27 protein-coding genes are annotated in these 25,189 nt (G+C 68.9%); 19 read left to right on the top strand and 8 right to left on the bottom strand.

The genetic code is table 11. The annotated features are described in order from the left end of the window. Positions 1-8: 8 nt before the first annotated feature. Positions 9-947: a UDP-2,3-diacylglucosamine diphosphatase gene (locus H5407_RS04190; protein WP_183103160.1), complete on the bottom strand. Its 939-nt coding sequence runs from the start codon at positions 945-947 to the stop codon at positions 9-11. Positions 948-1,032: 85 nt separating this feature from the next. Here H5407_RS04190 and H5407_RS04185 point away from each other — a divergent pair, with 85 nt between their 5' ends. From H5407_RS04185 to H5407_RS04120, 14 genes are all read left to right on the top strand, one after another. Further along, positions 1,033-1,950, top strand: a complete 918-nt coding sequence (locus H5407_RS04185) for a hypothetical protein (protein WP_183103159.1) — start codon at positions 1,033-1,035, stop codon at positions 1,948-1,950. Further along, positions 1,947-3,683, top strand: a complete 1,737-nt coding sequence (gene recJ / locus H5407_RS04180; RefSeq protein WP_310737610.1) for a single-stranded-DNA-specific exonuclease RecJ — start codon at positions 1,947-1,949, stop codon at positions 3,681-3,683. Before H5407_RS04185 ends, recJ begins: the two co-directional genes overlap by 4 nt. A gap of 176 nt (positions 3,684-3,859) precedes the next feature. Next, the gene (locus H5407_RS24635; protein ID WP_183103158.1) at positions 3,860-5,425 is read left to right on the top strand and encodes a methyl-accepting chemotaxis protein; all 1,566 of its coding nucleotides are present in this window, start codon (positions 3,860-3,862) and stop codon (positions 5,423-5,425) included. Between the two features lie 98 nt (positions 5,426-5,523). Further along, entirely contained in the window at positions 5,524-6,390 is an 867-nt protein-coding gene (locus H5407_RS04170) for a 3',5'-nucleoside bisphosphate phosphatase (protein ID WP_183103216.1), read from the top strand. A 94-nt stretch (positions 6,391-6,484) separates the two neighbouring features. Continuing rightward, on the top strand, positions 6,485-6,856 hold the full coding sequence (locus H5407_RS04165; protein ID WP_183103157.1) for a BlaI/MecI/CopY family transcriptional regulator: 372 nt from the start codon (positions 6,485-6,487) through the stop codon (positions 6,854-6,856). Next, entirely contained in the window at positions 6,846-7,514 is a 669-nt protein-coding gene (locus H5407_RS04160) for a M56 family metallopeptidase (RefSeq protein ID WP_183103156.1), read from the top strand. The genes H5407_RS04165 and H5407_RS04160 overlap by 11 nt, the downstream gene beginning before the upstream one ends. 126 nt (positions 7,515-7,640) lie before the next feature. Continuing rightward, positions 7,641-8,027 carry a hypothetical protein gene (locus H5407_RS04155; protein ID WP_183103155.1) on the top strand — a complete coding sequence of 129 codons (387 nt, stop codon included), beginning with the start codon at positions 7,641-7,643 and terminating at the stop codon, positions 8,025-8,027. A 79-nt stretch (positions 8,028-8,106) separates the two neighbouring features. Continuing rightward, positions 8,107-8,739: an L-threonylcarbamoyladenylate synthase gene (locus H5407_RS04150; protein WP_183103154.1), complete on the top strand. Its 633-nt coding sequence runs from the start codon at positions 8,107-8,109 to the stop codon at positions 8,737-8,739. 202 nt (positions 8,740-8,941) lie between these two features. After that, positions 8,942-10,492 (top strand): methyl-accepting chemotaxis protein, encoded by a 1,551-nt coding sequence (locus tag H5407_RS04145; protein ID WP_183103153.1) that lies wholly within the window; start codon positions 8,942-8,944, stop codon positions 10,490-10,492. Positions 10,493-10,515: 23 nt separating this feature from the next. Further along, a complete protein-coding gene (locus H5407_RS04140) occupies positions 10,516-10,878 on the top strand; it encodes a TonB family protein (protein WP_183103152.1) in 363 nt (120 codons plus the stop codon). A 210-nt stretch (positions 10,879-11,088) separates the two neighbouring features. Then, on the top strand, positions 11,089-11,454 hold the full coding sequence (locus H5407_RS04135; RefSeq protein WP_183103151.1) for a BlaI/MecI/CopY family transcriptional regulator: 366 nt from the start codon (positions 11,089-11,091) through the stop codon (positions 11,452-11,454). Further along, a complete protein-coding gene (locus tag H5407_RS04130; RefSeq protein ID WP_183103150.1) occupies positions 11,447-12,976 on the top strand; it encodes a M56 family metallopeptidase in 1,530 nt (509 codons plus the stop codon). The genes H5407_RS04135 and H5407_RS04130 overlap by 8 nt, the downstream gene beginning before the upstream one ends. Next, positions 12,973-14,268 (top strand): M56 family metallopeptidase, encoded by a 1,296-nt coding sequence (locus H5407_RS04125; protein WP_183103149.1) that lies wholly within the window; start codon positions 12,973-12,975, stop codon positions 14,266-14,268. Before H5407_RS04130 ends, H5407_RS04125 begins: the two co-directional genes overlap by 4 nt. A gap of 162 nt (positions 14,269-14,430) precedes the next feature. Next, positions 14,431-15,210: an MBL fold metallo-hydrolase gene (locus H5407_RS04120; RefSeq protein WP_183103148.1), complete on the top strand. Its 780-nt coding sequence runs from the start codon at positions 14,431-14,433 to the stop codon at positions 15,208-15,210. A 76-nt stretch (positions 15,211-15,286) separates the two neighbouring features. Here the strand turns inward: H5407_RS04120 and H5407_RS04115 are convergent, their stop codons facing one another. From H5407_RS04115 to ybaK, 3 genes are read right to left on the bottom strand one after another with little or no spacing between them, the layout of a single operon-like run. Continuing rightward, the gene (locus H5407_RS04115) at positions 15,287-15,634 is read right to left on the bottom strand and encodes a RidA family protein (protein ID WP_183103147.1); all 348 of its coding nucleotides are present in this window, start codon (positions 15,632-15,634) and stop codon (positions 15,287-15,289) included. Next, positions 15,634-16,362 (bottom strand): glycerol-3-phosphate 1-O-acyltransferase PlsY, encoded by a 729-nt coding sequence (gene plsY / locus H5407_RS04110; RefSeq protein WP_183103146.1) that lies wholly within the window; start codon positions 16,360-16,362, stop codon positions 15,634-15,636. Before plsY ends, H5407_RS04115 begins: the two co-directional genes overlap by 1 nt. A 6-nt stretch (positions 16,363-16,368) precedes the next feature. Continuing rightward, positions 16,369-16,863, bottom strand: coding sequence for a Cys-tRNA(Pro) deacylase (ybaK, locus tag H5407_RS04105; protein ID WP_183103145.1), 495 nt, complete (start codon positions 16,861-16,863; stop codon positions 16,369-16,371). Between the two features lie 127 nt (positions 16,864-16,990). On the opposite strand from ybaK, the gene H5407_RS04100 reads away from it, so the two are divergent. The 3 genes from H5407_RS04100 to H5407_RS04090 are packed head-to-tail and all read left to right on the top strand — an operon-like array spanning position 16,991 to position 18,497. Further along, positions 16,991-17,551: a DUF2975 domain-containing protein gene (locus H5407_RS04100; RefSeq protein ID WP_183103144.1), complete on the top strand. Its 561-nt coding sequence runs from the start codon at positions 16,991-16,993 to the stop codon at positions 17,549-17,551. Then, positions 17,551-17,796, top strand: coding sequence for a helix-turn-helix transcriptional regulator (locus H5407_RS04095; RefSeq protein WP_183103143.1), 246 nt, complete (start codon positions 17,551-17,553; stop codon positions 17,794-17,796). The genes H5407_RS04100 and H5407_RS04095 overlap by 1 nt, the downstream gene beginning before the upstream one ends. Further along, positions 17,793-18,497: a hypothetical protein gene (locus H5407_RS04090; RefSeq protein WP_183103142.1), complete on the top strand. Its 705-nt coding sequence runs from the start codon at positions 17,793-17,795 to the stop codon at positions 18,495-18,497. Before H5407_RS04095 ends, H5407_RS04090 begins: the two co-directional genes overlap by 4 nt. Positions 18,498-18,503: 6 nt before the next feature. Here H5407_RS04090 and H5407_RS04085 read toward each other — a convergent pair whose 3' ends face one another. Next, positions 18,504-20,237, bottom strand: coding sequence for an acyl-CoA synthetase (locus H5407_RS04085; RefSeq protein WP_183103141.1), 1,734 nt, complete (start codon positions 20,235-20,237; stop codon positions 18,504-18,506). 134 nt (positions 20,238-20,371) lie between these two features. On the opposite strand from H5407_RS04085, the gene arsC reads away from it, so the two are divergent. Further along, positions 20,372-20,710: an arsenate reductase (glutaredoxin) gene (gene arsC / locus H5407_RS04080; protein ID WP_310737612.1), complete on the top strand. Its 339-nt coding sequence runs from the start codon at positions 20,372-20,374 to the stop codon at positions 20,708-20,710. 21 nt (positions 20,711-20,731) lie between these two features. Here arsC and H5407_RS04075 read toward each other — a convergent pair whose 3' ends face one another. Both H5407_RS04075 and H5407_RS04070 read right to left on the bottom strand, forming a co-directional pair. Then, entirely contained in the window at positions 20,732-21,223 is a 492-nt protein-coding gene (locus H5407_RS04075) for a GNAT family N-acetyltransferase (RefSeq protein WP_183103139.1), read from the bottom strand. A gap of 34 nt (positions 21,224-21,257) precedes the next feature. Then, complete coding sequence (locus tag H5407_RS04070; protein WP_183103138.1) at positions 21,258-21,722, bottom strand: hypothetical protein; 465 nt, start codon at positions 21,720-21,722, stop codon at positions 21,258-21,260. Positions 21,723-21,945: 223 nt separating this feature from the next. Between H5407_RS04070 and H5407_RS04065 the strand changes: the two genes are divergently transcribed. Continuing rightward, positions 21,946-22,857, top strand: a complete 912-nt coding sequence (locus tag H5407_RS04065; protein ID WP_183103137.1) for an alpha/beta fold hydrolase — start codon at positions 21,946-21,948, stop codon at positions 22,855-22,857. A gap of 367 nt (positions 22,858-23,224) precedes the next feature. On the opposite strand, the gene H5407_RS04060 is transcribed toward H5407_RS04065, so the two are convergent. Beyond that, the gene (locus tag H5407_RS04060) at positions 23,225-25,093 is read right to left on the bottom strand and encodes a pre-peptidase C-terminal domain-containing protein (RefSeq protein ID WP_183103136.1); all 1,869 of its coding nucleotides are present in this window, start codon (positions 25,091-25,093) and stop codon (positions 23,225-23,227) included. Positions 25,094-25,189: the final 96 nt, after the last annotated feature.

Here is a 25,189-nt window from a genome sequence, read left to right as displayed (position 1 = left end):
TCCCCACTTTATGAAGGCATCGTGACAGGCACATGACGCTGTTCGGCGCATGCGGCCGCTTCCGATTCTGCCGTGCGAGGGACGGACGCCGGCCCACCGCCCTGGCTAAAGGACGTCCAGTCCAGGATCTCCAGGCGGCCGTCGGCATGCTCGACCAGGGCGGTGAGGCTCTCGACCCAGTCGCCGTCATTGGCATAGAGCACGCCGTCAATGGTGCGCAGCTCCGCATGGTGGATGTGGCCACAGACCACGCCCTGCACGCCGCGGCGCCGGGCCTCGCGCGCCACGGCCTCCTCGAACTGCGAGACATAGCTGACCGCCCGCTTGACCTTGAGCTTCAGGTAGCGCGAGAGGCTCCAGTAGGGCAGGCCCATGCGGGCCCGCAGGCTGTTGAGGTGGCGATTGAGGCGCAGCGTGAACTCGTAGAGCGAGTCCCCCACATGGGCCAGCCACTTGGCGCACTGGATAACGCCATCGAAGAGGTCGCCATGAGTGATCCAGAGCTTGCGGCCATCGGCCGTTTCGTGGATCCAGTCCTCGGCCACCTCGATACCGCCGAAGCTGTGCTGCACGTACTTTCGGGCGAACTCGTCGTGGTTGCCGGGAATGAAGATCACGCGGCAGCCCTTGCGCGCCTTGCGCAGCAGCTTCTGCACCACGTCGTTGTGGGCCTGCGGCCAGTACCAACTGCGCCGCAGTTGCCAGCCGTCGATGATGTCGCCCACCAGGAAGAGCTGCTCGCACTCGACGGAGCGCAGGAAGTCCAGCAGATGGCGCGCCTGGCAGCCAGGCGTGCCCAGGTGCAGGTCGGAGATCCAGACCGTGCGCACCCGCAGCCGCGGCAGCCCCTCGCCGGCCTCTGCGGGCGCATCACCGGCAGGGCCGGCTGAGCCGGTGACTCGCGGGACCAGGGTGGCGGCGCGCGCCAGGAGGGTGTCGTGCTGCATGCCGCGCAGCTTGCCGCTGCGCGATGTCCGCCTGATGTCCGGACCGTGGCCGGGCGATGACAAACCGCACCGGATAATCCGCCCCATGCACCTCGTGATTCCCTACGCCAGCGCCATGGACCCGCAGGCCCAGGCCGTCCTGGCCGACCTGCGACTGCCCGCCCTGGAGCGCGCGCTGGCAGACCTGGCCCCCGGCCCCCGGTACGGCGACGACGAATACAGCCCCGCCCTGCCCCAGGAGCGCCTGCTGGCCGCGCTCGCAGGCCTCCCGGGCGACGCACCGCCCCCTCTGGCCGCCTGGGCGCTTGGCAGCTCAGCTGGCGCACGCGCGTGGGCCCGCCTTACGCCCCTGCACTGCGATGTGGGCAGCGACCAGGTCACTGCCCTGGACCCTGCCGAGCTGGGCCTGGGCGCCGACAGCTCCCGGGCCTTCGTCGATGCCCTGGCCCCGCTCTTTCCCGAGGAGGAAGGCTGGGCCCTCCAGCACCTGGCCCCAGGGCAGTGGTTCGTGGCCCATGAGCAGCTGCAAGGCCTGGAGACCGCCAGCCTGGACCGCGTCATCCATCGCAATGTCGATGCCTGGCTGCCCGAGCCGCGCCAGCTGCTGCGCCTGCAGATGGAGGCCCAGATGACCCTGCACGGCCACCCACTCAATGCTGCGCGCGAGCAGGCCGGCCAGCGCCCCGTCAACAGCGTCTGGATCTGGGGCTGCGGCAGCGCCGCCGGGCACGCGCTGCCCACCGGCCTTGAGGTGGACAATCAGCTGCGCGCCGCCTGGATCACCGGCGACTGGACCGCCTGGGCCGAAGCCTGGCGCGAACTGGACGCCCGGCGCATCGCCCCCCTGCTGCCGGCCCTCGCGGCTGGCACCGCAACGCTGAGCCTGGCCGGCGAGCGGCAAGCCCTGACCCTGCACCCGCAGCCGCGCGGCGTCGTGCAGCGCCTGTGGCAGCAGTTGCGACCGTGCCGCGGGCAGGCCGCCCGCCTCCTGGAGAGCCTGTGAGCCCCCGCATCAACCCCACCCTGCTGAGCCGCGACGCCCCTCCGCGCGCTGCCTGGACGCTGGAGCAGGCCGGCTTCTCCCCGCTGCTAGCACGGCTCTTCGCTGCCCGCGGCGTGCGCAGCCCCGAGGAGCTGGATGCCGGCCTGGACAAGCTGCTGCCGCCCGAGGGCCTCAAGGGCATCGCCGCAGCGGCAACGCTGCTGGCCGACGCCATCCAGCAGGGCGAGCGCATCTGCCTAGTCGCCGATTACGACTGCGACGGCGCCACCGCCTGCGCCGTAGCCCTGCGAGGCCTGGGCCTGTTGGGGGCAAAACCTGACACCCTGCACTACGTCGTTCCCGACCGCGCCATCCACGGCTACGGCCTGACCCCCGCCATCGTGGACCTGGCCCTGCCCCTGCAGCCCCGGCTGCTGATGACGGTGGACAACGGCATCGCCAGCCTGGCCGGCGTGGCCCATGCCAAGGCCTTGGGGCTGAAAGTCCTGGTGACCGACCACCACCTGCCCGCCCTGGTGGACGAGGCGGTGCAACTGCCCGAGGCCGATGCCCTGGTCAACCCCAGCCAGCCGGGCTGCACCTTCGAGAGCAAGAACCTGGCCGGCGTCGGCGTGGCCTTCTACGTGCTGCTGGCGGTGCGCGGCGAGTTGCGCCGGCGGGGTGCCTACGAGGGCCGCGAACAGCCGCGCCTGGACGGGCTGCTGGACCTCGTCGCCCTGGGCACCGTGGCCGACGTGGTCAGGCTGGACGCCAACAACCGCCGCCTGGTCGCGCAGGGCCTGCGCCGCATGCGCGCGGGTCGCATGCAGCCCGGCGTGGCCGCGCTGTTCACGGCGGCCGGCCGCGACGCTGGCCGCGCCAACACCTTCGACCTCGGCTTCGCTCTGGGCCCGCGCATCAATGCGGCCGGGCGGCTGTCCGACATGACCGTGGGCATCGAGTGCCTGCTCTGCGAGGACCCTGCCCGTGCACTGGAGCTGGCCCGCCTGCTGGACACCATCAACCGCGAGCGCCGCGAGATCGAGGCCGGCATGCGCGAGCAGGCCGAGGCCCAACTGGCCCGCCTGCAGACCCGGCTGGCGCAGCAGACGCCGCCGGCCCTGGTCCTCTTCGACGAGGACTTCCACGAGGGCGTGGTCGGCATCGTGGCCTCGCGCATCAAGGACGCCGCCCACCGCCCCACTTTCGTGCTGGCCCGCGGCGCCGACGGGCAGCTCAAGGGCTCCGGGCGCTCCATCGCGGGCTTCCACTTGCGTGACGCATTGGATCTCGTTTCCAAGCGCCACCCCGAGCTGCTCAAGCGCTTCGGAGGCCATGCCATGGCCGCCGGCTGCACGCTGGCCGAGGGCGGGGTCGAGACCTTTCGCGAGGCGCTGACCCAGGTCGCGGCCGAATGGCTGGACGAGGCCGCGCTGCAACGCACCCTGCGCACGGACGGCCCGCTGCCGGCCGAGGCCTTCAACGCCCAGACTGTCCAGGAGCTGGAAGCCCAGGTCTGGGGCCAGGCCTTCGAGGCGCCGTTGTTCTGCGACGAGGTCCAGATCGTGGCGCAGCGCATCGTGGGCGAGCGCCACCTCAAGCTGCGGGTGCGCCAGGGCGGGCTGCTGCGCGACGCGATCTGGTTCGGCCACACCGACCCCGTGCCCGAACAGGCCCGCATGGCCTACCGCCTGAGCCTGGACGAGTACCAGGGCCAGCAGCGGGTGCAGATGGTGGTGGAGGCCATCGTCTGAGCGCGTAAGCCCGCGATGGGTCTGCGAAGACCTGCGGCGTGAAGAGCGCCACGTCCGCGGCCCTTTTCTGCATGCAGGCCCCTTGCCGTCAAGCGCATGCTTGAGGGCTGCGCGGTCCGTCCGAACGCTTCGTCCGGCAGCGCGGCCACGACACCACAAGAAAGGGAACCGCCGCCATGTTGAGACAACTGTCCATCAAAGCCCGACTGGGCCTGGCCTTCAGTCTGATGGTCCTGCTGATGCTGGTACTGGGCGGGGGGGGCTGGATGGCCACCCGCACGATGTTCGGCGCCTTCGAGGCCTTCAATACCTCGGTCGTGGCCTCGCTGCGCAGCGTGGATGAGCTGCGCGCGGGCATGCTCACGGCCCGCCGCTACGAGAAGGACATGATCTTCGCCGCCATCGGCGTGGCCGACTTCAAACGGGCGCAAGGCCGCTGGGAGGAGGCCATGACATCGGCGGACAAGGGGCTCAAGGACTTGGAGCAGCGGGTCAAGGACCCCAAGGTCCGCGACGGACTCACCGTCATCCGCAACAACTTCGACGCCTACCGCAACGGCATGCAGCCGGTGATGGCCCAGCTGTCCAAGGGCGACATGGCGGGCGACCTCAAGGCGGCCTGGGATGCGCCGCGGGAAGCCAAGAAGTCCATCGACCAGGCAGAGCAGGACCTGGACCAAGCCCTGACCACGGTGGACCGCTTCATCGAGATGGCCCACGACAGGATCGCGGGGGTCTACAGCACCATCACCACCGTCATCATCGTGGCCTTGCTGTCCGGCATGGCCCTGGCGGCACTCATCGGCTGGCGCATCGCCCATTCGCTGCTGCTTCCCATCCAGCAGGGCATGGCCTTTGCTTCAGCCGTGGAGAGCGGCAATCTTGACGAGCACCTGCTCATCGAGGGCAAGGACGAGCTGAGCGCCCTGTCCACCAGCCTGGTCCATATGCAGGAGGGTCTGCGCGGCATTGTGCTGAAGGTGCGCGAGGGCTCGGAGTCCATCCAGGTGGCGGCCTCCGAAGTGGCCACCGGCAATCATGACCTGTCAGCCCGCACGGAACAGGCCGCGGCCAGCCTGGAGGAGACGGCCTCCTCGATGGAGCAACTCACCGAGAACGTTCGCCACAACGCCGACTCCGCCCGGCAGGCCAACCAGTTGGCCAGCAGCGCCTCCTCCGTGGCGCAGCGCGGTGGCGAGGTGGTCCAGCAGGTGGTGCAGACCATGGGGGAGATCAGCACGAGCTCGCGCAAGATCGGCGACATCATTGGCGTCATCGACGGCATCGCCTTCCAGACCAACATCCTGGCCCTCAATGCTGCCGTCGAGGCCGCCCGCGCGGGCGAGCAGGGCCGAGGCTTTGCGGTGGTAGCGGGCGAGGTGCGCAGCCTGGCCCAGCGCAGCGCCGAAGCGGCCAAGGAGATCAAGAGCCTGATCACCGGCTCCATGGACCGCATCGAGGCCGGCGCCGATCTGGTGCAGCAGGCCGGCAGCACCATGCAGGAGATCGTCAGCTCGGTGCAGCGGGTCACCGACATCATGGGCGAGATCAGCGCCTCCACTTTGGAGCAGAGCACCAGCATCGGCGAGGTGGGCCAGGCCATCACCAACCTGGACCAGATGACGCAGCAGAACGCGGCCCTGGTCGAGCAAGGAGCGGCGGCGGCCAGCAGCCTGCGCGACCAGGCGGTGGGCCTGACAGCAGCGATCAGCAGCTTCCGGGTCAGCCCGCGGCGCGCCTGAGCTGCGCCCCCGCAGCGCCGACTGCGCCGCCCACAGGGGCTTTGCTGCAGCGCAGCGAGCCCCGAGGGGGTGCCCTCTAAAATGGGCGCGTGAACACCATCAACGCTCTGAGCAACGCCGACCTCCACTGCCATTCCAAGGTGTCCGACGGCACGCTGGAACCCGAGGCCCTGGCCGCGCGCGCGCAGGCCAACGGCGTCGAGCTGTGGGCCCTGACCGACCATGACGAGGTGGGCGGCCAGGCTCGCGCCATCCAGGCCGCCGGCCGCCTGGGCCTGCACTACCTCACCGGTTGCGAGATCTCCGTGACCTTTGCCGGCCGCGTGGTGCACATCGTCGGTCTGGGCTTCGACCATGAGGACGAGGCGCTGGTGCAGGGCCTGCGCGAGACGCGCGGCGGCCGCGGCGAGCGCGCCCGCGAGATGGCCGAGGGGCTGGCCCAGGTGGGCATCAAGGACGCCTACGAAGGCGCGCTGAAGTACGTGGGCAACCCGGAGCTGATCTCCCGCACCCACTTCGCCCGCTTCCTCGTGGACGCCGGCCACTGCCAGGACGTGCCCGAGGTCTTCCGCCGCTTCCTCACCGAGGGCAAGCCCGGCTTCGTGCCCCATCGCTGGGCCCGCCTGAGCGACGCCGTGCGCTGGGTCACCCAGGCCGGTGGCGAGGCCGTCATCGCCCACCCCGGCCGCTACGATTTCACGCCCACCGAGGAATACGCCCTGATCACCGAATTCATGGCCCACGGCGGCCGCGGCATCGAGGTGGTGACAGGCAGCCATACGGCGGCGGAAGCGGCCAAATACACCGAGACTGCGCTGGAATTCGACCTGCTGGCCTCGCGCGGCTCGGACTTCCACAGCCCCGACGAAAGCCACACCGACCTCGGCAAGCTGGCCGCCCTGTCCGGTCGCCTGAAGCCGGTCTGGGAGGCGCTGCAGGCACGCATCATCGCCCCATCGCACTGAGGCCACCCGGGCCGTGCCAACCTAGGGTTTGCCTGAGCTAGGCGCACCGACAACATATGTTGACAATTCATTCGTCAACAACTGTTGTCGAATCATGGGCACCATTTCCGACGCCGAATCCCAGATCATGCAGGCCCTCTGGGGCCAGCACCCGCTCAGCGCCGAGGACATCCTCGCCGCGCTGCCCGCCGAGGCCGGCTGGCAGCTGGGCACCGTCAAGACCCTGCTGAACCGCCTGCTCAACAAGGGCGCGGTGCAGGCCCAGCGCGAGGGCCGCCGCTACCTCTATGAGCCGCTGATTGACCGCGCCCAGTGGGAGGGCAGCGAATCCATGGGTCTGCTGGACCGGGTGTTCGGGGGTCGGCTGTCGCCCCTCGTCGCCCATTTCTCGGCGCAACGCAAGCTGAGTGCCGAAGATGCAGAGGCCCTGCGGCGGCTGCTGAAGGAGCACGACGATGAACGCTGACGCCTGTCTTGACGCCCTGGTGCAGGGCCTGTGGCAGGCGCATCTCGGCCTGAGCCTGGGACTGCTTGCGGTGGTCCTGCTGAGGCGCCCCCTGCGCCGCTTCGCCGGCGCGCAGGAGGCCTATGCGTTGTGGCTGCTGCCTCTGCTGTGCATGGCCTGCGCCGTGCTGCCGGAGACCGGCCTGCCGCGCCTGCAGCTGGCGCCGGCGGCCTGGCAGGTGGCACGGAATTCAATGGATGCCAGCACGCAAGCAGCCTCGGTCCCGGTGCTCGCCTGGGCCCTGCTGTGGGTGTCAGGCGCGCTCCTGGTGACAGCCTGGCACGGGCTGCAGCATTGGCGCTTCATGAGAGGCCTGCCCCTGGACCCGCAGGATTGCCTGCGCACGCCGCGCGGCAGCTCGCCTGGCCTGGTCGGCGCATGGCGGCCGCGCCTGCTGCTGCCACTGGACTTCGAGGAGCGCTTCACACCACAGGAGCGCGGCTGGGTGCTGGCTCACGAGGCCCTGCACGCCCGCCGCCATGACAACGCCGTGCGCCTTTTCGCTGCCCTGGTGCAGGCCCTTGCCTGGTTCAACCCGCTGTTGTGGTGGGCCCTGCCGGCCCTGCGGCAGGACCAGGAGCTGGCCTGCGATGCCACCCTGCTGCGGCAGCAGCCCTAGCAATGGCGCAGCTATGCACAGGCCCTGCTCAAGGCCGACGCCCAATTCACCCCATCCCCCGCTTGCGCAGTACCGATCGCTGCCTCGGCCTGGCAGCACACCCATCCCCTGAAGGAGAGAATCGCCATGCTGAAGACCCAATCAACACTGCCCCTGTGGCGCCGCCAGTTCGGCCGCCTGGGCCTGTGCGCGGCAGCCCTGCTTGCCGCCGGCGCAGTCCAGGCCTTGCGGGCCGACCCGGCCCCGTCGCAGGCCCCCACGGCACCACCCCTGACCGCCTCCCAGGTCTGCCCGCAGATGCAGCGCCCCGAGATTCCCGAGCTGGATGTCAAGGGCGAGTTCTCGCTGACTGCGGTCTACGAGATCAATGCCAAGGGCCAGCCCGTCAACATCCGCGTGAGCGGCGAGCCCCTTCTGCGCGAGCCTGTGCGCGCGGCCATCAGCCGCTACGTCTGCTCGCCACCCAAGAGCGGCCTGGAGGTCGAGCAGCACTTCAAGTTCACCTTCGACTGAACTGTCCCCGGGCAAGTCCGCGCCAGACGCGCGGCATTCCCGCCACACCCACGGGCCATGGGAGGCACACAATGCCGCCATGGCCCAATTCTTTGAAGTCCACCCGGACAACCCCCAACCCCGCTTCCTGCGCCAGGCCGTGCAGATCCTGCATGCCGGCGGCGTGGTCGCCATCCCCACGGACTCCAGCTATGCCCTGGTCTGCCACCTGGACGACAAGGCCGCGGCGGATGCACTGCGCCGCGTGCGTGGGGTCGATGAGAAGCACCACCTGACCCTGCTGTGCCGCGACCTCAGCGAGCTGGCTACCTACGCCCGGGTCGATAACAAGCAGTACCGCCTGCTGAAGAACGCCACGCCAGGGCCCTTCACCTTCATCCTCGAGGCCACCAAGGAAGTGCCGCGCCGCGTCTCGCATCCTTCGCGGCGCACCATAGGCCTGCGCGTGCCGGACCACCGGGTCACGCTGGACCTGCTGGAGCTGCTGGGCCAGCCCCTGCTGGCCACCACCCTCATCCCACCCGGCGAGGAGCAGCCCCTGAATGACGCCCACGAGATCAGCGAGCGCTTCGACCGCCAACTGCAGGCCATCATCGATGCCGGCGCCTGCCCCATGCAACCCACCACCGTGATCGACCTCAGCGGCGATGAACCCGTGCTCATCCGGCAGGGCAGGGGTAACCCGGAGAGCCTCGGTTTGCAGCTCGAGTAAGCGTCCGGCACGCGGCATATTTGCCCGCGGACCGCGAAATGCGCATCAAATCAGGCCCATTTGCCCCACCCAAAAGAGCGGGCGCTGCCGACACAATCGGACACAGGCACGGCTCAATGCGGCACCGGTCCCGCCAGCATTCCGCGCCGGTCCTGGAGGCCTGAACCTGCGCCTCCAGGGCGCCAACCGCGAGGACAAGAAAATGAGCTTTTTGACAAGCCTGCGCATCAGCCAGCGCCTTTCTCTCAGCTATGGCCTGCTGATCGTGCTGCTGGTGATCATCGGTGCCTATGGCGCCAACAGCGCCAACCGGCTGTCCAAGGATCTGGATCGCACCGCCAACCAGAGCCTGGTCAAAATTTCCGCAGCCAATGCCCTGGAGGGCAACGTCAACATCATTGCCCGGGCCTCCCGCGATCTGCTGCTGCTGGACGAAGCCCGTCAGATCAAGAAGCAGAAAGCCGCCATCGACGGCGCCCTTCAGGAGATCGACAAGCAGCTGGGCGCCCTGCAGCAGTTGATCGACACGCCCAAGGAGACCGAGGTCCTCAACAGCGTCAAGGAGCGCCAGGCCAAGTTCTTCGCCTCGGTCGCCAAGTTTCTCAAGATCCAGGCCGACGGCAGCCCCGACGAGGCCCGCGAAAGCCTGATCACCGACGTCCGCCCCGCCCAGCAGGCCTACCAGGACGGCCTCAAGCAGCTGGTGAACCTGCAGTTCGACGCCGCCCACGACCTCGCCATCTCCGGCGGCGAGCTGGCCCGCAACTCGGTGATCATCACCGTGGTGCTGGTGATCGCCGCCGTGGTGCTGGGCGCTGGCGGGGGCCTGCTGATCACGCGCAGCATCATCGTGCCAGTCCATGAGGCTCGCAGCGCGGCCGAGGCCATCAGCCAGGGCGACCTGACCCACGACATCCGAGCCATGGGCCGCGACGAGCTCGGGCAGATGTTGGACGCCATGCAGGAGATGCAGCGGGCCCTGCGGGGCGTGGTCAGCAGCGTGAGCACCGCCGCCCGCGAGGTGGCCCAGAACTCAGGCGAGATCGCTGGCGGCAACAACAACCTCTCGGAACGCACCGCCCGTTCGGCCTCGAATCTGCAGACCACGGCCGCCTCGGTGGAAGAGATTGCCGCCAACCTCAGTGGCGCCAGCGAGCTGACCCGCAAGGCCGCCACCATTGCCGGCAAGGCCCGCCAGTCGGCCTCGGCCGGTGGCAATGCCGTGGCCCAGGTCGTCGAGACCATGCAGGAGATCAGCGCCAGCTCGAAGAAGATCGGTGACATCATCGGCGTGATTGACGGCATCGCCTTCCAGACCAACATCCTGGCCCTGAACGCCGCCGTGGAAGCCGCCCGCGCGGGCGAGCATGGCAAGGGCTTCGCGGTGGTGGCCTCGGAAGTGCGGGCGCTGGCCTCGCGCGCGGCTGCCGCGGCCAAGGAGATCAAGGTCCTGATCCAGGAGTCCTCAGTCCGCGTGGAGCAGGGCACCGGCCACGTCAACAATGCCGGCGCCACGATCCGCAGCGTGGTCGATGAAGTCAACAACATGGGCCAGTTGATTGAGGAGATCTCGCACTCCGCCCAAGAGCAGGCCTCCGGCGTGGGCGTGGTCAACCAGGCCATGAACGAACTGGACCGCAGCACCCAGCAGAATGCCAGCCTGGTGAGCGAACTGAGCCGCTCCACCGAGGCCCTGACAGACAGCTCCTCGCGCCTGCTGCAGGCCGTAGACTTCTTCCGTACCGGCACATGAACCAACACTTTCCAGGGGAAACCATGCAGATGAAGCGCAAGGCCATCAACTCCATGTTCGACAAGACCGGCATCTCCCGCTGGCTGCTGGCCTTCGCGGGGGCCGCCCTGCTGAGCGTCGCGGCCCACGCCAGCCCCAAGGTCATCAAGAAGGTGCCGCCCGAGTTCCCGCGCGAGGCCACGCAGAAGGGCGTGAACGCCGGCAGCGTCAAGGCCAAGCTGCTGATCGATGCCGAGGGCAAGGTCACCGGCGTCGAGATCCTGGAAGCCGAGCCCAAGCGCATCTTCGACCGCGCGGTGACCAATGCGCTGATGGAATGGCGCTTCGAAGCCACGGGCGAAAAGCAGACCCACGAAGTCAAGCTCGTCTTCAAGAACGAGGACTGACGCCGGACAGAAGACCGTCCCTGCGGACGGTCTTCTGCCAGCGTCAGGGCTTGGCGCATGCAAGCGCCAAGGCTCCCCGCTCCCAAAGGCCCGCCCCTCGGCGGGCCTTTGCATGTCCGCTCCATGATCGGGTAAATCCCTAGCGGGCCCTGCTTGCTCCTTTCGATTACACACGTAAACAATATCGACGTTTACAACCGTAATCCAACCATGAACATCAGCGAAGCCGAAGCCCAGATCATGGAAGTGCTGTGGGGCCACGCCCCGCAGAGCACGGACGACATCGCAGCAGCTCTGCAGGATCGCCAGGACTGGCAGCTGGCCACCATCAAGACGCTGCTCAATCGCCTGCTCAACAAGGGCGCCATCAGCGCCGAGAAGGACGGCCGGCGCTACCTCTACAGCCCCGTGCTGCAGCGCGAACACTGGCTCAAGCGCCAGAGCATGGGCCTGCTGGACCGCCTCTTCGGTGGCAGCCTGGCGCCCCTGGTGGCGCAGTTCTCGTCCGAGCGCAAGCTCAGCGAGGCCGACCTCCAGGCCCTCAAGCAACTGATCCGGGAGCATGAGAATGACTGAGGCCGCCTGGACCCAACTGCTGCCCGCGCAGACCCTGCTGTTCAGCGCCGCCGTGCTGCTGCTGGCCCTGCTGCGGCCAGTGCTGCGGCGCCTGCTGGACGCCGGCGCTGTCTACCTGGCCTGGCTGCTGGTGCCGCTGATGATGCTGAGCCCAGCGCTGCCCCGCATGGTGCGGGGTCAGGTCTTGCCGGTTCCGGTGCAAATGCTGGAGCGGGTGGTGCCCGGCTGGCCGGGTGCCTCGCCCGTCAGCGAGGGCCTGGCAGGGGCCAGCTCGGCCTCACCGCCGGCCCGCTTCGCAGGCCTGGCCTCTCGACGCGCCGCGGCGCCGGCCCTGATGCTCGGGCTCTGGAGCCTGGGCGCCGGCAGCTTGCTGATCCTGCTGGTGCGCCGCCAGCGCCGCTTCACCCGCGGGCTGCGGCGACTGGACCGCGCCTGGCAAGCCCCAGCCGGCGCGAGCCCCGCCCTGATGGGACTGCTGCAGGCCCGCCTGGTGCTGCCCATGGACTTCGAGCAGCGCTTCAGCGCCCGCGAGCAGGCCCTGATCCTTGCCCACGAGGCCGTGCATGCCCGCCGCCACGACAACGCCTGGAACCTGCTGGCCGCCGGCTTGCTGGTCCTGCAATGGTTCAACCCGCTGGCCTGGTGGGCGCTGCGCGCCATGCGCCTGGACCAGGAGCTGGCCTGCGATGCCGCCGTACTGAATCAACCCCAGACCCATCACCCAGGAGAGGAGACCCTTGTGAAGACCTATGTGACTGCCTTGCTGAAGTCCCATCCCCAGCGTGCACTGCCCGTGCTGAGCACCGGCTGGGCCCATCGCCATCCGTTGCTGGAGCGGGTGAAAGGCCTGCGCCTGCATCGCCGTCCGAGGTGGCAGCGCCTGCTGGGCCGGGGCAGCGCGCTGGGCCTGTGCCTGGGCGTGACGCTGCTGGCCCGTGCGGCACAGCCGGTGTCGGCCAACGAAGCTTATGAGCGGATGATGCAGTTTCTGGAGCGGGAGTCGGCCGTCATGGGCGTGCCCCCCCTGGGCCTGGTCGTGCAGCTGGACAGCCAGCAGGGGCAGGAAGGCTGGCAGCACAAGGACGCGGTCTTCGCCTTTGCCCACACGCTGCAGGACACCTACGCCCAGATGCAGCTGGTGGTGCCCATGAAGGACTGGTGCCTGGGCCTGCACCTCTACCGCTTCCCCGGCGGCGAGTTCCGGCCTCAGAGCGAGATCCTGGACAAGGACTGCAGGAAGACGCTCACCGAGCTGCAGCCCATGCAGCTGGGCAAGGGCCAGACCAGCCTCATGGCCCGTCTGCCCGGCGGCCCGCAGGAGGTGGTCCAGGCCCAGGTCGGCCTGCGCATGGAGGATCCCCGCGGGGATGGCTTCCAGGCCCTGTACCGCAAGCAGGTCGCCAGCATGAGCCCGGAGCAGCTGGCGCAGATGGCCGGCCACATCGAGGAACGCAGCCGGGACCGTTCGGCGCTGAGGGCCCAGGACAAGGCCTGGCGCCAGGCCCGCGGAGAGCAGCCTTGAGCCCTGTCCTGCCCTGGCTGGAGGCGAGCGCCGTCCTTCACGGCCTGGCCCGAAGCACCGCCTTCCTCAGCCTCGCCCTGCTGCTCCTGGGCCTGCTGCGCCCCTTGCTGATGCGTGCCGCCGGCCCACGTGCCGTGCATGCCGCCTGGATCGCCCTGCCCCTGGGCCTGCTGGGACTGCTGCTGCCCGCCCCCACCGCCCAGCCGCACCTGGCCGTGCTGAGCCTGGCGCAATCGGCCGCGCAACTGCCCTGGCGCGCGGAGCCTGCCTCCGCCCAGGGCGAAGCGTGGCCAGCGCTGCTGGTGCTGGGCTGGCTGTCCGGCGTCGCGGCCCTGCTGCTGCTGCAATGGCGGGCCCATGGCCGCGTGCTGCAGCAACTGGACCGCCGCGCGCTGCCCTGGCGCAGCCAGGCCGGCTGCAGCCCTGCGCTGATCGGCCTGTGGCGGCCACGCCTGGTCCTGCCGGCTGACTTCGAGCAGCGTTTCACGCCGGCCGAGCAGGCCCTGGTGCTCGGCCACGAGGCCGCGCATGCCCGCCGCGGCGACAACGCCTGGACCCTGCTCGCCCGCACGCTGGCCTGCCTGCACTGGTTCAACCCCCTGGCCTGGTGGGCGCTGCACCGCTTCGCCCAGGACCAGGAACTGGCCTGCGACGCCCTCGTGCTGCAGCAGGCCAGTGCCCAGGACCTGGCGCATTATGCGCACGCCCTGCTCAAGGCCGGTCAGGCCCCCGATGCCGAGGCAGCCTGGCCTGCCCTGGCCGCTTCTTGGCAAGACTGCCATCCACTCAAAAGGAGAATCCTGATGCTCAAGACCCACCCCCTGCATGCCCCCCGCCGCTGGCGTGCCCGTCTGGGCGCCGGCCTCTGTGTCGCGCTGCTGACGGGCCTCGGCTATGGCGTCCAGGCCCAGGATCAGCAGGCGGCAGCAACGACCGTCGATCTCAGCCTGACTGTCCATGAGGGCGCAGCCCTGCTGGGCCAGCCCCGCCTGCTGGTGCACGAGGGGCAGGCCGCGGCCGTGGAATTCAGCAGCGACACCGGTGAGCAATCCGGCCCCCCCCTGCGCATCGGCATCACGACCTGGGCTGAGGCAGGCGACCGCTATCACATGCTCCTGAAACTGGAGCAGGGTCAGCCCCTGACCCTGGTGGCCCAGCCCCGCCTGTCGTTCAAGGCCGGGCAGCCGATCCGGGTGGACGTCAATGAGGCCGGCCGCGCCTTGCGGATCGACATCCTGGCCCAGCCCCTGCCCCCGGGACAGCTGCCGGTGCAGAAGACGGCAGCCCTCTAAGCCTGACCGTCAGCGGCCCCGCCGGATCGAGGCCGGGCCCGTCAAAAGGCCCGGCATTTCTTGATCCAGGCCAAGAATTCGCCGCGCGTCTTGAGGTGCCTCAAGCCACAGCCACACTCCCCCACCTAGAGTAGGGGCTCATCCAAAGCAGGGAGAGAGCCCGTGGCCATCGAGTTGTTCCGCAAGGACGATCACGTCTGTCTGATGTTCGCAAAGCTGAGCGAAGAAGATGGCGAGGCGGTCCAGTCCAACCAGTTCCTGATCGTCAACAAGGGCACGGGCTGCATCATCGACCCGGGCGGCAACCTCGCCTACAACGAGCTCTACCTGGGCATGTCCCAGCACTTCCCGCCGCACAAGCTGGCGGCCATCCTGGCCTCGCATGCGGATCCGGACATCATTGCTTCGCTGGACCGCTGGATGACGGCCACCAGCGCCACCGTCTACATCTCGCGCATCTGGGAGCGCTTCGCGCCGCACTTCTGCAAGCCCGGCAAGACCGTGGGCCGCATCGTGGGCATCCCCGACCCCGGCCAGCGCCTGCGCCTGGGTGAGGGCAACGCCAGGTTCGACCTCATCGCCCTGCCGGCCCACTTCTTGCACTCCGAGGGCAATTTTCAGTTCTATGACCCGGTCAGCCGCATCCTCTTCTCGGGCGACCTGGGTGCGTCCATCGGCACCGACCTGAACCCCGAGAAAACCGTCACCGACCTGGGCCCGCACCTGCGCCGCATGGAGGGTTTCCACCGCCGCTACATGGTCAGCAACAAGGTCATGCGCCTGTGGGCTGCCATGGTGCGTCAGCTGGACATCGCCATGATCGTGCCCCAGCATGGCGCCCCCATGGCGGGCCCGGCGGTCAAGGACTTCATTGACTGGGCCGAGAACCTGCAGTGCGGCATCGACCTCATGGGCTCGGCGCAATACCAGATCCCCGAGTAGGCGCGGCGCGCCCTCCAATGACGAAGGCCCCGCCGGCGACCTGCCGGACGGGGCCTTTGCCTTGCGGGATCGAGGATCAGACCGCGGCGGTGACCACGATCTCCACCTTCCACTCCGGCTTGGCCAGCTTGGCCTCGACGGTGGCGCGCGGCGGCGTGTGGCCGGCCGGCACCCAGGCGTCCCAGGCGGCGTTCATGCCGGCGAACTCAGCCACATCGGCGATGTAGATCTGGGCACGCAGGATCTTGGTCTTGTCGCTGCCGGCGCGGGCCAGCAGGGCATCAATCTGGGCCAGCACGTCGGCCGTCTGGCCGGTGATATCCAGGCTGGCATTGGAGGCCACCTGGCCGGCCAGATAGACCACGCCGTTGTGCACGGCCATCTCGGACATGCGCTGCCCGACATCAAAGCGTTGAATCGTCATCAGTTGCCCTTCTTCTTGGCTTGGTTCTTCGTGTGATGGTGCGAATGGCCGCGAGACTGGTAGCCCTGGCCATGCGGATGCTTCTTGCTACTGCCCTGGGGCGGGGTGGCACTGCCGGCCTTCTGGCCGAGCTTGCTCTCGGTACCGTTGAGCAGCTTCCTGATGTTGGCCTCGTGGCGCCACACCAGCAGCAGGCCCATCAGCGCGACGTACAGCACCGTGGGCGAGGCCCCCCAGATCAGCATCTGGTAGAAGGGCGCGAACACCGCCGCCACGATGGCAGCCAGCGAAGAATAGCGGCTGAAGTAGGCAATGATGAGCCAGGTCAGCAAGGTGGCGCCGCCCAGCAGCGGGTTGATCGCCAGCAGCACGCCGGCGGCCGTAGCGACGCCCTTGCCGCCCTCGAACTTGAAGAACACCGGCCACAGATGGCCCAGGAAAGCGGCCAGGCCCACGAAGGCGGCGCTGTCCTCGCCCAGGCCGAAGCGCTCGCCGTACAGCAGCACCAGCAGCACCGGCACATAGCCCTTGAGCGCGTCAAAGAGCAGGGTCAGCAGGGCGGCCTTCTTGTTGCCCGAGCGCAGCACATTGGTCGCGCCCGGGTTGCCGGAGCCGTAGCTGCGCGGATCGGACAGGCCCATCACGCGGCTGATGATCACCGCGAAGGAGAGCGAGCCCAGCAGGTAGCCAGCCACGCCGGCCAGCAGGGGGTAGAGGAGGTCTTGCATGGGCCGCTATTCTGCACTGGCGCACTGCACCGGCCGGGCCTGCAGCAGCTCGGTGATCACCCGGGGCTCGATGCCCACCAGGTAGCCGCGCCGGCCGCCATTGATGCAGATGCGGGCCAGCTCCAGAATGCTGGCCTCCACGAAGACCGGCATGTCCTTGCGCGTGCCGAAGGGCGAGGTGCCGCCGACCATGTAGCCGCTGTGCCGCTGCGCGACGTCGGGCTTGCAAGGCTCGACCTTCTTGCAGGGGATCTGGCGGGCCAGCTCTTTAAGACTCACCGTGCGGTCGCCATGCATCAGCACGATCAGGGGCTGGGCCTTCTCATCCTGCATCACCAGGGTCTTGACCACCTCGTGCTCGGGCACGCCCAACTGGCGCGAGGACTCGCCCGTGCCGCCATGCTCAACGTAGTCGTAGACATGCTCGGTGAAGGCAATGCCGTGCCGGCGCAGCACCTGGGTGGCCGGGGTTTCGCTGACATGGGCGGACTTCTTGGACATGCTGGCGGACGCAAAACAAATGCAGGCTGCGCAGTGTGCCTCAGCCCGCCGACCCCACCCTGACGAATTTCATTGGCACATCAATTTATTACTGCCTTACAATAATTCCAAGACTTCGATCCCGATGATGGCCGCTTCGCACCGCCCTTCCCCGCCTTCGCCTTTCGCCCTCAAGGGCCTGGCGCGGGCCGTGCAGATCCTCGCGCTGCTGGGCGCCTGCGGCCTGGCCCAGTACGCCGTGCAGCTGGCCTGGGCGCCGGAGCTGATGATCCAGTACGTTCTGCACGAGGTGATGCCCGAGCTACCCTACCGCACACCAGACGGTCTGACGCTGGCCGTGCTGTGGATCTCGCTGAGCCTGCCGCTGGTGTCGGGCCTGCTGTTGCTGTGGCATGTGTGGCGACTGTTCGGGCACTACGCCGCGGGGCGTGTGTTCGACCTGGCCTCGGTGCGCCATCTGCAGTGGCTGGGCTGGGGCCTGCTGGCCCTCGCGGCGGCCCGCCCCCTGAGCCACACCCTGGCCGTGCTGACGCTGAGCTGGCACAACCCGCCGGGGCAGCGCCAGCTGCTGGTGGGCATCAGCTCGGACCACTACACCCTGCTGATGCTGGGCCTGGTGCTGGTGGCCATGGCGCGCATCATGCGCGAGTCCGTGCGGGTGGCGCAGGAGAACGCGGAGTTCGTCTGATGCCCATCGTCGTCACCCTGGACCTCATGCTCGCCCGCCGCAAGATGCGCTCCAAGGAGCTGGCCGAGCGGGTGGGCATTACCGAGGCCAATCTCTCGCTGCTGAAGTCGGGCAAGGTCAAGGGCGTGCGCTTCGACACCCTGGCCCGCATCTGCCGCGAGCTGGACTGCCAGCCCGGGGAGCTGCTGGCCTATGAGCCCGGCCCCGAGGCGGATCCGGCTGATGACGCCGGGGCGCAGGGATGAGCACCCGCCCCGCCCTTTCGCACCCCATGGACCACGTCACCCTGCCCGCCGCGCCCAGAAGATGGCCGCTGACTCTGCTGGTCATCGCCCTGCACCTGCTGCTGCTGGCCGGGCTGCAAGCCGGGCTGCTGCATCGCCCGGCGCCTCAGCCCGCGGAAACGCGCCGCGTCACCGTGACCCTGCTGCAGGACCGCCCTCAGCGCACGGCGCCTGGTGCCCAGGCCGCTGCAAAGCGCCGCGCCACCGCGCCACCGCAGCCCAGGTCCGAGGCTGCGCCCACCGCAGCCCTTGCGCCCGAGACGCCCCAGCCCCGCAGCGCGGAAGTGCCGCAGAGCCTGGCCCAGCCGACGGCACCCGCGGCCTCCGCGCCTCAGGAGCGCCTGATCGACAGCCCCGCCACCCGCGCGGCCCTGCGCCAGGCCGCCCGCGAGCCGCTCAATGGCGAGAAGCACTTGATGGCGCAAGAGCAGGAAACAGGCGTCAGCGCCAGTGAGAAGCTGGGCCGCAAGATGCAGCAGGCCGGCTACGGCGACTGCAGCAAGGGCCAGTTCGCCGGCGCCGGCCTGGGTCTGCTCAGCGCGCCCTTCTACCTGCTGGCCGAGGCCTCGGGCAAATGCGCCAAGGGCAGCCCGCCGCCCGCAGCGCCGCCGCCCGAGCCCAGCGGCCGCAACGGGGCACATGCCTCCATGCGGGAGCGCTGAAATCGCTCAGGCTGCGGCCGCGCGCTGCGCCTCCATCTGACGCAGCACCGCACGCTGCACCTTGCCGGTGGTGGTCATGGGCAGGGCCTCGATGAACTCGATCTCCTTGGGGTACTCGTAAGGCGCCAGCTGCCCCTTCACCAGGGCCTGCAGGGCCTCGACCAGCGCCGCGTCGCCCGCATGACCCGGCGCCAGCACCACGAAAGCCTTGACCAGGGCGCCACGCTCGGCATCGGGCTTGGGAACGACGGCGGCGTTGGCCACGGCCGGGTGCTTCACCAGGCAATTTTCGATCTCGCTCGGGCCAATGCGGTAGCCGGCGGACTTGAAGACATCGTCGCTGCGGCCTTGGTACCAGAGATAGCCCTCGGCATCCATCACGGCGGTGTCGCCGGTGCGGCACCAGCTGTCGGACGGATCGCCGGTGAACTTGGCCGCCGTGGCCTCGGGCCGGTTCCAGTAGCCCAGGAAGAAGACCGGGTCGGGATCCCCATGCACGTCGCGCCGGTGCACCGCCACATCGCCGGGCGTGCCCGGGGGGCAGGTCTTGCCTGCCTCGTCGATCACGGCCACCCGGTGGCCCGGATAGGCCCGGCCCATGCTGCCCGGCCGCGCCGGCCACAGCCGGCTGCAGTTGCCCACCACGTAGTTGATCTCGGTCTGGCCGAACATCTCGTTGACGGTCAGGCCCAGGGCCTGCTGGCACCAGCGGAAGACGGCATCGCCCACGGCCTCGCCGGCACTCATCACGGCCTCCAGGCGCAGCCGGTACTGGCGTCGGGGCTCGGGCACGGCCTTCATCATGGCCTTGAGCGCGGTGGGGAAGAGGAAGCTGTGCGTGACCCCATGGCGCTGCATCAGTTCGAAGGCCCGCTGCGGCGAGAAGCGCCCCTGGAAGGCCACGATGGGGCGACCGAAGTAGAGCGTGGGCAGCAGCGCGTCCATCAGGCCACCGGTCCAGGCCCAATCCGCGGGGGACCAGAACACCGCCTCGCTCGGCCGAGCCGGGTCGAAGGGGTCGAAGCCGAACCAGTTCTGGCTGGCGACGAAACCGCTGAGGTTGCCGATCAGGGCGCGCTGCGGGATCAGGGCGCCCTTGGGCGGGCCGGTGGTGCCGCTGGTGTAGATCAGCACCGCGGCCGCCTCGGCATGGGCCCCAAGCGAGGTGAAGCGCGCATCCTCGGCCTGCAGCGCCGCCGTCCAGGCGGTCTCGCCCGGACCGGCGCCCTCGCCCACCGCGATGAGCTCACGCAGGGCCGGACAGCTGTCACGCAGACCACGCAAGATCGGCAGCACGCTGCCCTCGGCAATGGCCAGCACGGCGCCGCTGTCCTGCAACCGGTACTGCAGCGCCTCCGGGCCGAAGAGCATGGACAGCGGCACAGCCACCGCCCCCAGCTGGTTGATGGCGATGTGGGCGACGGCGGTCTCGAAGCGCTGCGGCAGGATCAGCGCGATGCGCTGGCCCGCCACCACACCGCGTCGCGCCAGGGCATTGGACAGGCGATGGGCGGCGCGCTGCAGCTGGCCGTAGCTGTAGCTGGCCCGGCTGCCGCCCTCGTCCTCGAAGATCACCGCGGTGGCCTCGGGGGTCTCCCGGGCCCAGCGACCGCAGCAGGCCTCGGCCAGGCTGAAGTCGGGCGGGACCCGCCAGCGGAAGCCGGCGTGCAGCGCGGCATGGAGATCGCCCGGGCCATCCGCGAGGCGGGCGGCGGGAGCAGCGGCGGCATACTGGGCCATCGGGCCCTCCTTGCGTCGGCAGGTCAAGCGCCGCATGCTATCGAGCCGGCCCTGCCGGCTCCTCATGGATTCCACCAAGCCCGCCGGTTCTACACTGCGCCATTTGCGCCGGCCGCTTTTTTTTTTGCCCTGCGATCATGAAGATCTTCCACAACCCCCGCTGTTCCAAGTCCCGTGAGGCCCTGGCCCTGCTGCAGGAAGCCGGCCTGGCGCCTGAAGTCATCGAGTACCTGAAGACCCCGCCCGACCTGGGCACGCTCAAGGCCCTGGTGCGCCAACTGGGCCTGCCGGTGCGCGAGCTGCTGCGCAGCAGCGAGGCGCTCTATGCCGAGCTGGGCCTGGCCGACGCCGATGACGAACAGCTGCTCGAAGCCCTGCTGCAGCACCCGCAGCTGCTGCAGCGGCCCATCGTCGTGCGCGGCGAGCAGGCGCTGATCGCCCGCCCGCCGGAGCGTCTCAAAGCCTGGCTCTGAAGCCGCGGCCCGCTGACGGGGTCAGGTCTTGCCCAAGGCTTGCAGGGCCTCGCCGCTGAGGCGGCAGATGCGCCAGTCCGGCATCACCGTGGCGCCCATGCCCTCGTAGAAGCCGATGGCGCGCTGGTTCCAGTCCAGCACGCTCCATTCGAATCGACCGCAGCCGCGGGCCACGGCCAGGCGAGCGAGATGCGTGAGGAGCTGCCGGCCCAAGCCCGTGCCGCGATGGGCGGGCTGCACGTAGAGGTCTTCCAGGTACAGCCCGGGCTGGGCCAGGAAGGTCGAGAAGTTGTGGAAGAAGAGCGCGAAGGCCACGATCTGGCCGGCGGCGCCCTCCGCCACCACGGCTTCGGCCCTGGGGGTCGGCCCGAAGAGATGCGGCCGCAGCCGCTCTTCATCGACCTGCAGCAGGTGCGTGAGCTGCTCGAAGTCCGCCAGCTCGCGGATGAGGCCGACGATGGCGCCGAGGTCGCGGGGTTCGGCGGGGCGGATGGAGAAGTCTTGCTTGTTCATGACCGGATTCTGGCTCGACTGTCCAGATCTAGGTCTAGGCCGTTTCGTCGCGTTCCTGCGAGGTCAGCGACTGAATGCCCGTCTTGACGACGGGCGTCCCGATCAGCGCCTGCGTGAATGCCGGCGCCTCGAACCGCACGGAGCCCTCCGGCCAGCTCAGGGCGATATGCCAGCGGAATGACTTGAACCCCGTGGGAAATTCCAGCGCTTCCCGGTGGATGCCATCAATCATGAAGGGGCACATGCCTGCCTTGGGCGTCGCGTAGTCAACATCGAGCTTGAGCCCGAAGACCTCATGGAAGGTGAGCTCAGCGCGACAGAGGGTGAACAGGCACTGGTCCGCGGACGACTCCCATTTCAGGATGTAGTCCAGATCCAGGACGAGATCGGCGCTGCCCTCGTCCTCGTTGAACGACGCGAAGCGAAAGCCGTGGACATGCACGTCGTGCCAGGACAGCGCGTCAAAGTCTTCTGTGTGCCACGGCCCGAGGTTTGTCACTGCACGATCCCTGATTTCGATCCAAGAAGGCAAGCGGCCACGTTGAAGCCGAGCGCTACGGAGGGTTTGCCCTTGCGAGCCGCACGGGACTATGCCACCGCCGTCGCGACCTGCGCTGGGCGCGCGCCTGACCATAGCCGCTATGTCCGGTGATCCCGACGGCGGCCAGGGCCTGTCACTGCGCGGACAGCAGCCCCGCCCGCAAGCCGCTAGAGTCGCCGCCATGAACACCCCCACCGCCTACACCGAACGCCGCCCCTTCCGTAGCGACATGCTGCTGCTGCGCGGTCTGCACCACCATGTGCTGCATTGGGGCGACGCCTCGATGGAGACGCCCGAGCGCCCGCTGCTGGTGATGCTGCATGGCTGGATGGACGTGGGCGCGTCCTTCCAGTTCGTGGTCGATGCCCTGCCCTCGGACCGCCATGTGGTGGCCATGGACTGGCGCGGCTTCGGCCTCAGCGACTGGACGGCCAGCGATGCCTACTGGTTCCCCGACTACCTGGGCGACCTCGATGCCCTGCTGGACGTCATCAGCCCCGGCCGCCCCGTGGACCTGCTGGGTCACAGCATGGGCGGCAATGTGGTGATGAGCTATGCCGGCGTTCGGCCGGAGCGCATCCGCCGACTCGTCAACCTCGAAGGCTTCGGCCTGCCCGAGACCCAAGCCGAGGAAGCGCCCAAGCGCCTGCGCCAGTGGCTGGACGAGCTGAAACAGCCGCAGCAGCTCAAGCCCTACGCCAGCCTGGACGAGGTCGCCCAGCGCCTGATGAAGACCAACCCGCGCCTCTCGCCCGCGAAGGCAGCCTGGCTGGCGCCGCATTGGTCCGAGCAGCGTGACGGCGCCTTCCACATCCTCGGCGACCCCGCCCACAAGCGGACCAACCCCGTGCTGTACCGCAAGGCCGAGGCCCTGGCCTGCTGGCAGTCCATCCAGGCCCCGACCCTGTGGGTGGAGGGCGCCCTCACCCAGCTGAGCCAGTGGTGGGGCAAGCGCTACCCGCGCGAGGACTTCGAGGCCCGCCTCGCCCTGGTGCCCCAGCTGCAGCGCGCCCGCCTGGACAACGCCGCCCACATGCTGCACCACGACCAGCCGGAAGCGCTGGCCGCGGTGCTGGAGGGCTTCCTGCGCTGAGCAAGAACGACGCCGGCTGCGCCAGCCAGCCAGCCGCCCCGCACGGCGCATGAGGATCCGGCTTTGCTCGCCACATCCCCCACCCGCAGCACACCCAACCGGCTGCGCCAGCCAGCCGCCCCGCACGGCGCATGAGGATCCGGCTTTGCTCACCACATCCCCCGCCCGCAGCACACCCAACCGGCTGCGCCAGCCAGCCGCCCCGCACGGCGCATGAGGATCCGGCTTTGCTCGCCACATCCCCCACCCGCAGCACACCCAACCGGCTGCGCCAGCCAGCCGCCCCGCACGGCGCATGAGGATCCGGCTTTGCCGGTCCTACATGCGCGCCCCCCTTGGGGGGGCCGGCGAAGCCGGTAGGGGGGGGTCAAGGACTGACCGTCGCCTTGACAGTCAAGGCACTGTAGGTCGCATAGGCCTGCACGCCCACGTAGTACGTCCCCGCCACCGGCGAATTCACCGTGCAGGTCTCGGTGCTCGTGGAGCCGTCGGACTTGCAGGCATAGCTGGTGCCAGTCGGCTTCTGGCCAGCGCCGACGAAGAGGTCGGCGTCACCATTGCTGCCGGCAAGGTTGACGACGAGCTTGGTGCTGCCCGCCGGGACCTGGATGGAGTAGTAGGTCCAGGTGCCCGTGGACGCCGACTGATTGCCCAGGGCCACGCCGCTGGTCAGCGGGATGGTCGAGGGCGTGGTGCCGGCGCTGAGCGTGCCCTTCATGGCGTAGTAGCCCAGTGAGCTGTACTTGGAGAAGCCATTCGCCGGCGTGCCTTCAGCGCCGCCCTGGATGATGAGCTTGTAGTCGCCCGCCGCCAGGTTCAGGTTGAGGAACTCGGCCGAGCGGTTCACCGAGAGGTTGCTGCGCGCCACCTGGGCGCCGGCGGCGGTGGTGATGGTGGCATCGACGTCCAGCATGCGCAGGTACTCGATGGGATCGACCCGCAGGTTCAGCGTGCCGGCGCTGGAGAGGCTGAAGGTGAAGACGTCGGTGTCGGTGTTGCGCTCGATCTGACCCCAGTTGTCCGCCGGGTTGATCTCGCCGCCGGCGCGCAGAGCCAGGGGCTTGCCGTTGACATTGTCATCGGCCATGTAGGGCACGGCCTCGTCGACCGTCATGATCTTGAGGTCGTCTTCCTTGTTGCTGGCGGTGTTGTACTCGCCCTTGCTCCAGGTGAAGAGCTGGTTGGTCCAGGAGCCGCCCATCCAGTAGTTACCCATGATGGGGCCCCACTGGAAGGCGGCGATGCCCTCGAAGTACTCGCCGCCGGTGCCGCCGCCATCGTGCAGCATGCCCATCTGGTGGCCGACCTCGTGCGCGCCGGTCATGCCGATGCCGTAGCCATAGTCGAAGCCGCTGGCCGGATTGCGGTACAGCGTACCGGCCGACGTGGTGCCGAAGGAATGTACCGGCGCAAAACTGCGGCCATCCTGGTTGACGAAGTTGATGATGCCGGTGCGCAGCACACTGGACGCCTTGGCAGCGTCATAGACGGCCTTGTTGGTGGTGACGTTGAGCTGCAGCATGGAGTACTGGTCCGCCACCGACTGCCAGGCGCGGTACATGTTCTCCTTGGTCACGCCATTGAGCGGCGTGCTGCCGCTCATCACTGCGGCGGTGTTCAGGTAGAAGACATAGGGGCTGCCGGGCTTGCTCTCCAGCTTGGTGACGTCCTGGTTGTTGTAGGGCCCGATGTGCGGCGTCTGCCGCAGGGCCATGGGGCTGTAGATCGGATGCGCCGCCGCGATCTGGGCCAGGGTGGCGGTGCTGCGGTTGCTGCGCTGGAAGTCCTCGTCCAGGTCCGGGTAGACGCGGCTCAGGGGCACGGGCTTGACACTGACCACGCCCCGAGCATCGGTGCTGTACTCCCAGGCCTTCTTCTGGCCGTGCAGGACCAGGAAGCCGCGCAGGGTCTTGCCATCGCCCTTGAGGAAGAACATGGAGTCCTCCGCATCGCGGTGCCGGCCGGCGATGGACACCTTGCCGCCCTGCTCGAAGAAGTCGCGCACCAGCACTGGCAGCGCTGTGCCGTCCTGGGTCTGCAGACTCAGGGCCTGGCGGCCCTGGTGCTGCTGCTTGAGGCTCTGGATCAGGCCGCTGGCGCTGCCCAGTTCGGTGCCCAGCACGGTGCCCTCTGCGGCCAGGACCGTGCCGGTGTGGCAGACGGCCAGGCCGCCCAAGACCAGCGCCAGCAGGGGCAGGCGGGGGCGGGAATACGGGGTATTGAATTTACGCTTCATGGACGATCTCTCTGTGTGGAGACGCGGTCAGTGCCGCGGGTGAAGCATCGCAACGGGGTACTGCCGGCCATTGCGGCGCCGGGGACGGGCCAGTGC

This window comes from Mitsuaria sp. WAJ17, from assembly GCF_014174515.1.
Taxonomy (GTDB): domain Bacteria; phylum Pseudomonadota; class Gammaproteobacteria; order Burkholderiales; family Burkholderiaceae_C; genus Roseateles_B.
Note: the sequence above shows the minus strand (reverse complement) of the source record. Positions and strands in the feature narration are given on the sequence as shown.

Bases quoted from the DNA above. Each gene is read 5' to 3' on its own strand.
- H5407_RS04060 (WP_183103136.1), bottom strand. From the start codon at position 25,093: ATGAAGCGTAAATTCAATACCCCGTATTCCCGCCCCCGCCTGCCCCTG.
- H5407_RS04140 (WP_183103152.1), top strand. From the start codon at position 10,516: ATGCAGATGAAGCGCAAGGCCATCAACTCCATGTTCGACAAGACCGGC.
- H5407_RS04150 (WP_183103154.1), top strand. From the start codon at position 8,107: ATGGCCCAATTCTTTGAAGTCCACCCGGACAACCCCCAACCCCGCTTC.
- H5407_RS04190 (WP_183103160.1), bottom strand. From the start codon at position 947: ATGCAGCACGACACCCTCCTGGCGCGCGCCGCCACCCTGGTCCCGCGA.
- H5407_RS04115 (WP_183103147.1), bottom strand. From the start codon at position 15,634: ATGACGATTCAACGCTTTGATGTCGGGCAGCGCATGTCCGAGATGGCC.
- H5407_RS04065 (WP_183103137.1), top strand. From the start codon at position 21,946: ATGAACACCCCCACCGCCTACACCGAACGCCGCCCCTTCCGTAGCGAC.
- H5407_RS04130 (WP_183103150.1), top strand. From the start codon at position 11,447: ATGACTGAGGCCGCCTGGACCCAACTGCTGCCCGCGCAGACCCTGCTG.
- H5407_RS04090 (WP_183103142.1), top strand. From the start codon at position 17,793: ATGAGCACCCGCCCCGCCCTTTCGCACCCCATGGACCACGTCACCCTG.
- H5407_RS04085 (WP_183103141.1), bottom strand. From the start codon at position 20,237: ATGGCCCAGTATGCCGCCGCTGCTCCCGCCGCCCGCCTCGCGGATGGC.
- H5407_RS04100 (WP_183103144.1), top strand. From the start codon at position 16,991: ATGGCCGCTTCGCACCGCCCTTCCCCGCCTTCGCCTTTCGCCCTCAAG.
- H5407_RS04165 (WP_183103157.1), top strand. From the start codon at position 6,485: ATGGGCACCATTTCCGACGCCGAATCCCAGATCATGCAGGCCCTCTGG.
- ybaK (WP_183103145.1), bottom strand. From the start codon at position 16,863: ATGTCCAAGAAGTCCGCCCATGTCAGCGAAACCCCGGCCACCCAGGTG.
- H5407_RS04075 (WP_183103139.1), bottom strand. From the start codon at position 21,223: ATGAACAAGCAAGACTTCTCCATCCGCCCCGCCGAACCCCGCGACCTC.
- H5407_RS04185 (WP_183103159.1), top strand. From the start codon at position 1,033: ATGCACCTCGTGATTCCCTACGCCAGCGCCATGGACCCGCAGGCCCAG.
- H5407_RS04135 (WP_183103151.1), top strand. From the start codon at position 11,089: ATGAACATCAGCGAAGCCGAAGCCCAGATCATGGAAGTGCTGTGGGGC.
- H5407_RS04155 (WP_183103155.1), top strand. From the start codon at position 7,641: ATGCTGAAGACCCAATCAACACTGCCCCTGTGGCGCCGCCAGTTCGGC.
- H5407_RS04095 (WP_183103143.1), top strand. From the start codon at position 17,551: ATGCCCATCGTCGTCACCCTGGACCTCATGCTCGCCCGCCGCAAGATG.
- plsY (WP_183103146.1), bottom strand. From the start codon at position 16,362: ATGCAAGACCTCCTCTACCCCCTGCTGGCCGGCGTGGCTGGCTACCTG.
- H5407_RS04145 (WP_183103153.1), top strand. From the start codon at position 8,942: ATGAGCTTTTTGACAAGCCTGCGCATCAGCCAGCGCCTTTCTCTCAGC.
- H5407_RS24635 (WP_183103158.1), top strand. From the start codon at position 3,860: ATGTTGAGACAACTGTCCATCAAAGCCCGACTGGGCCTGGCCTTCAGT.
- H5407_RS04160 (WP_183103156.1), top strand. From the start codon at position 6,846: ATGAACGCTGACGCCTGTCTTGACGCCCTGGTGCAGGGCCTGTGGCAG.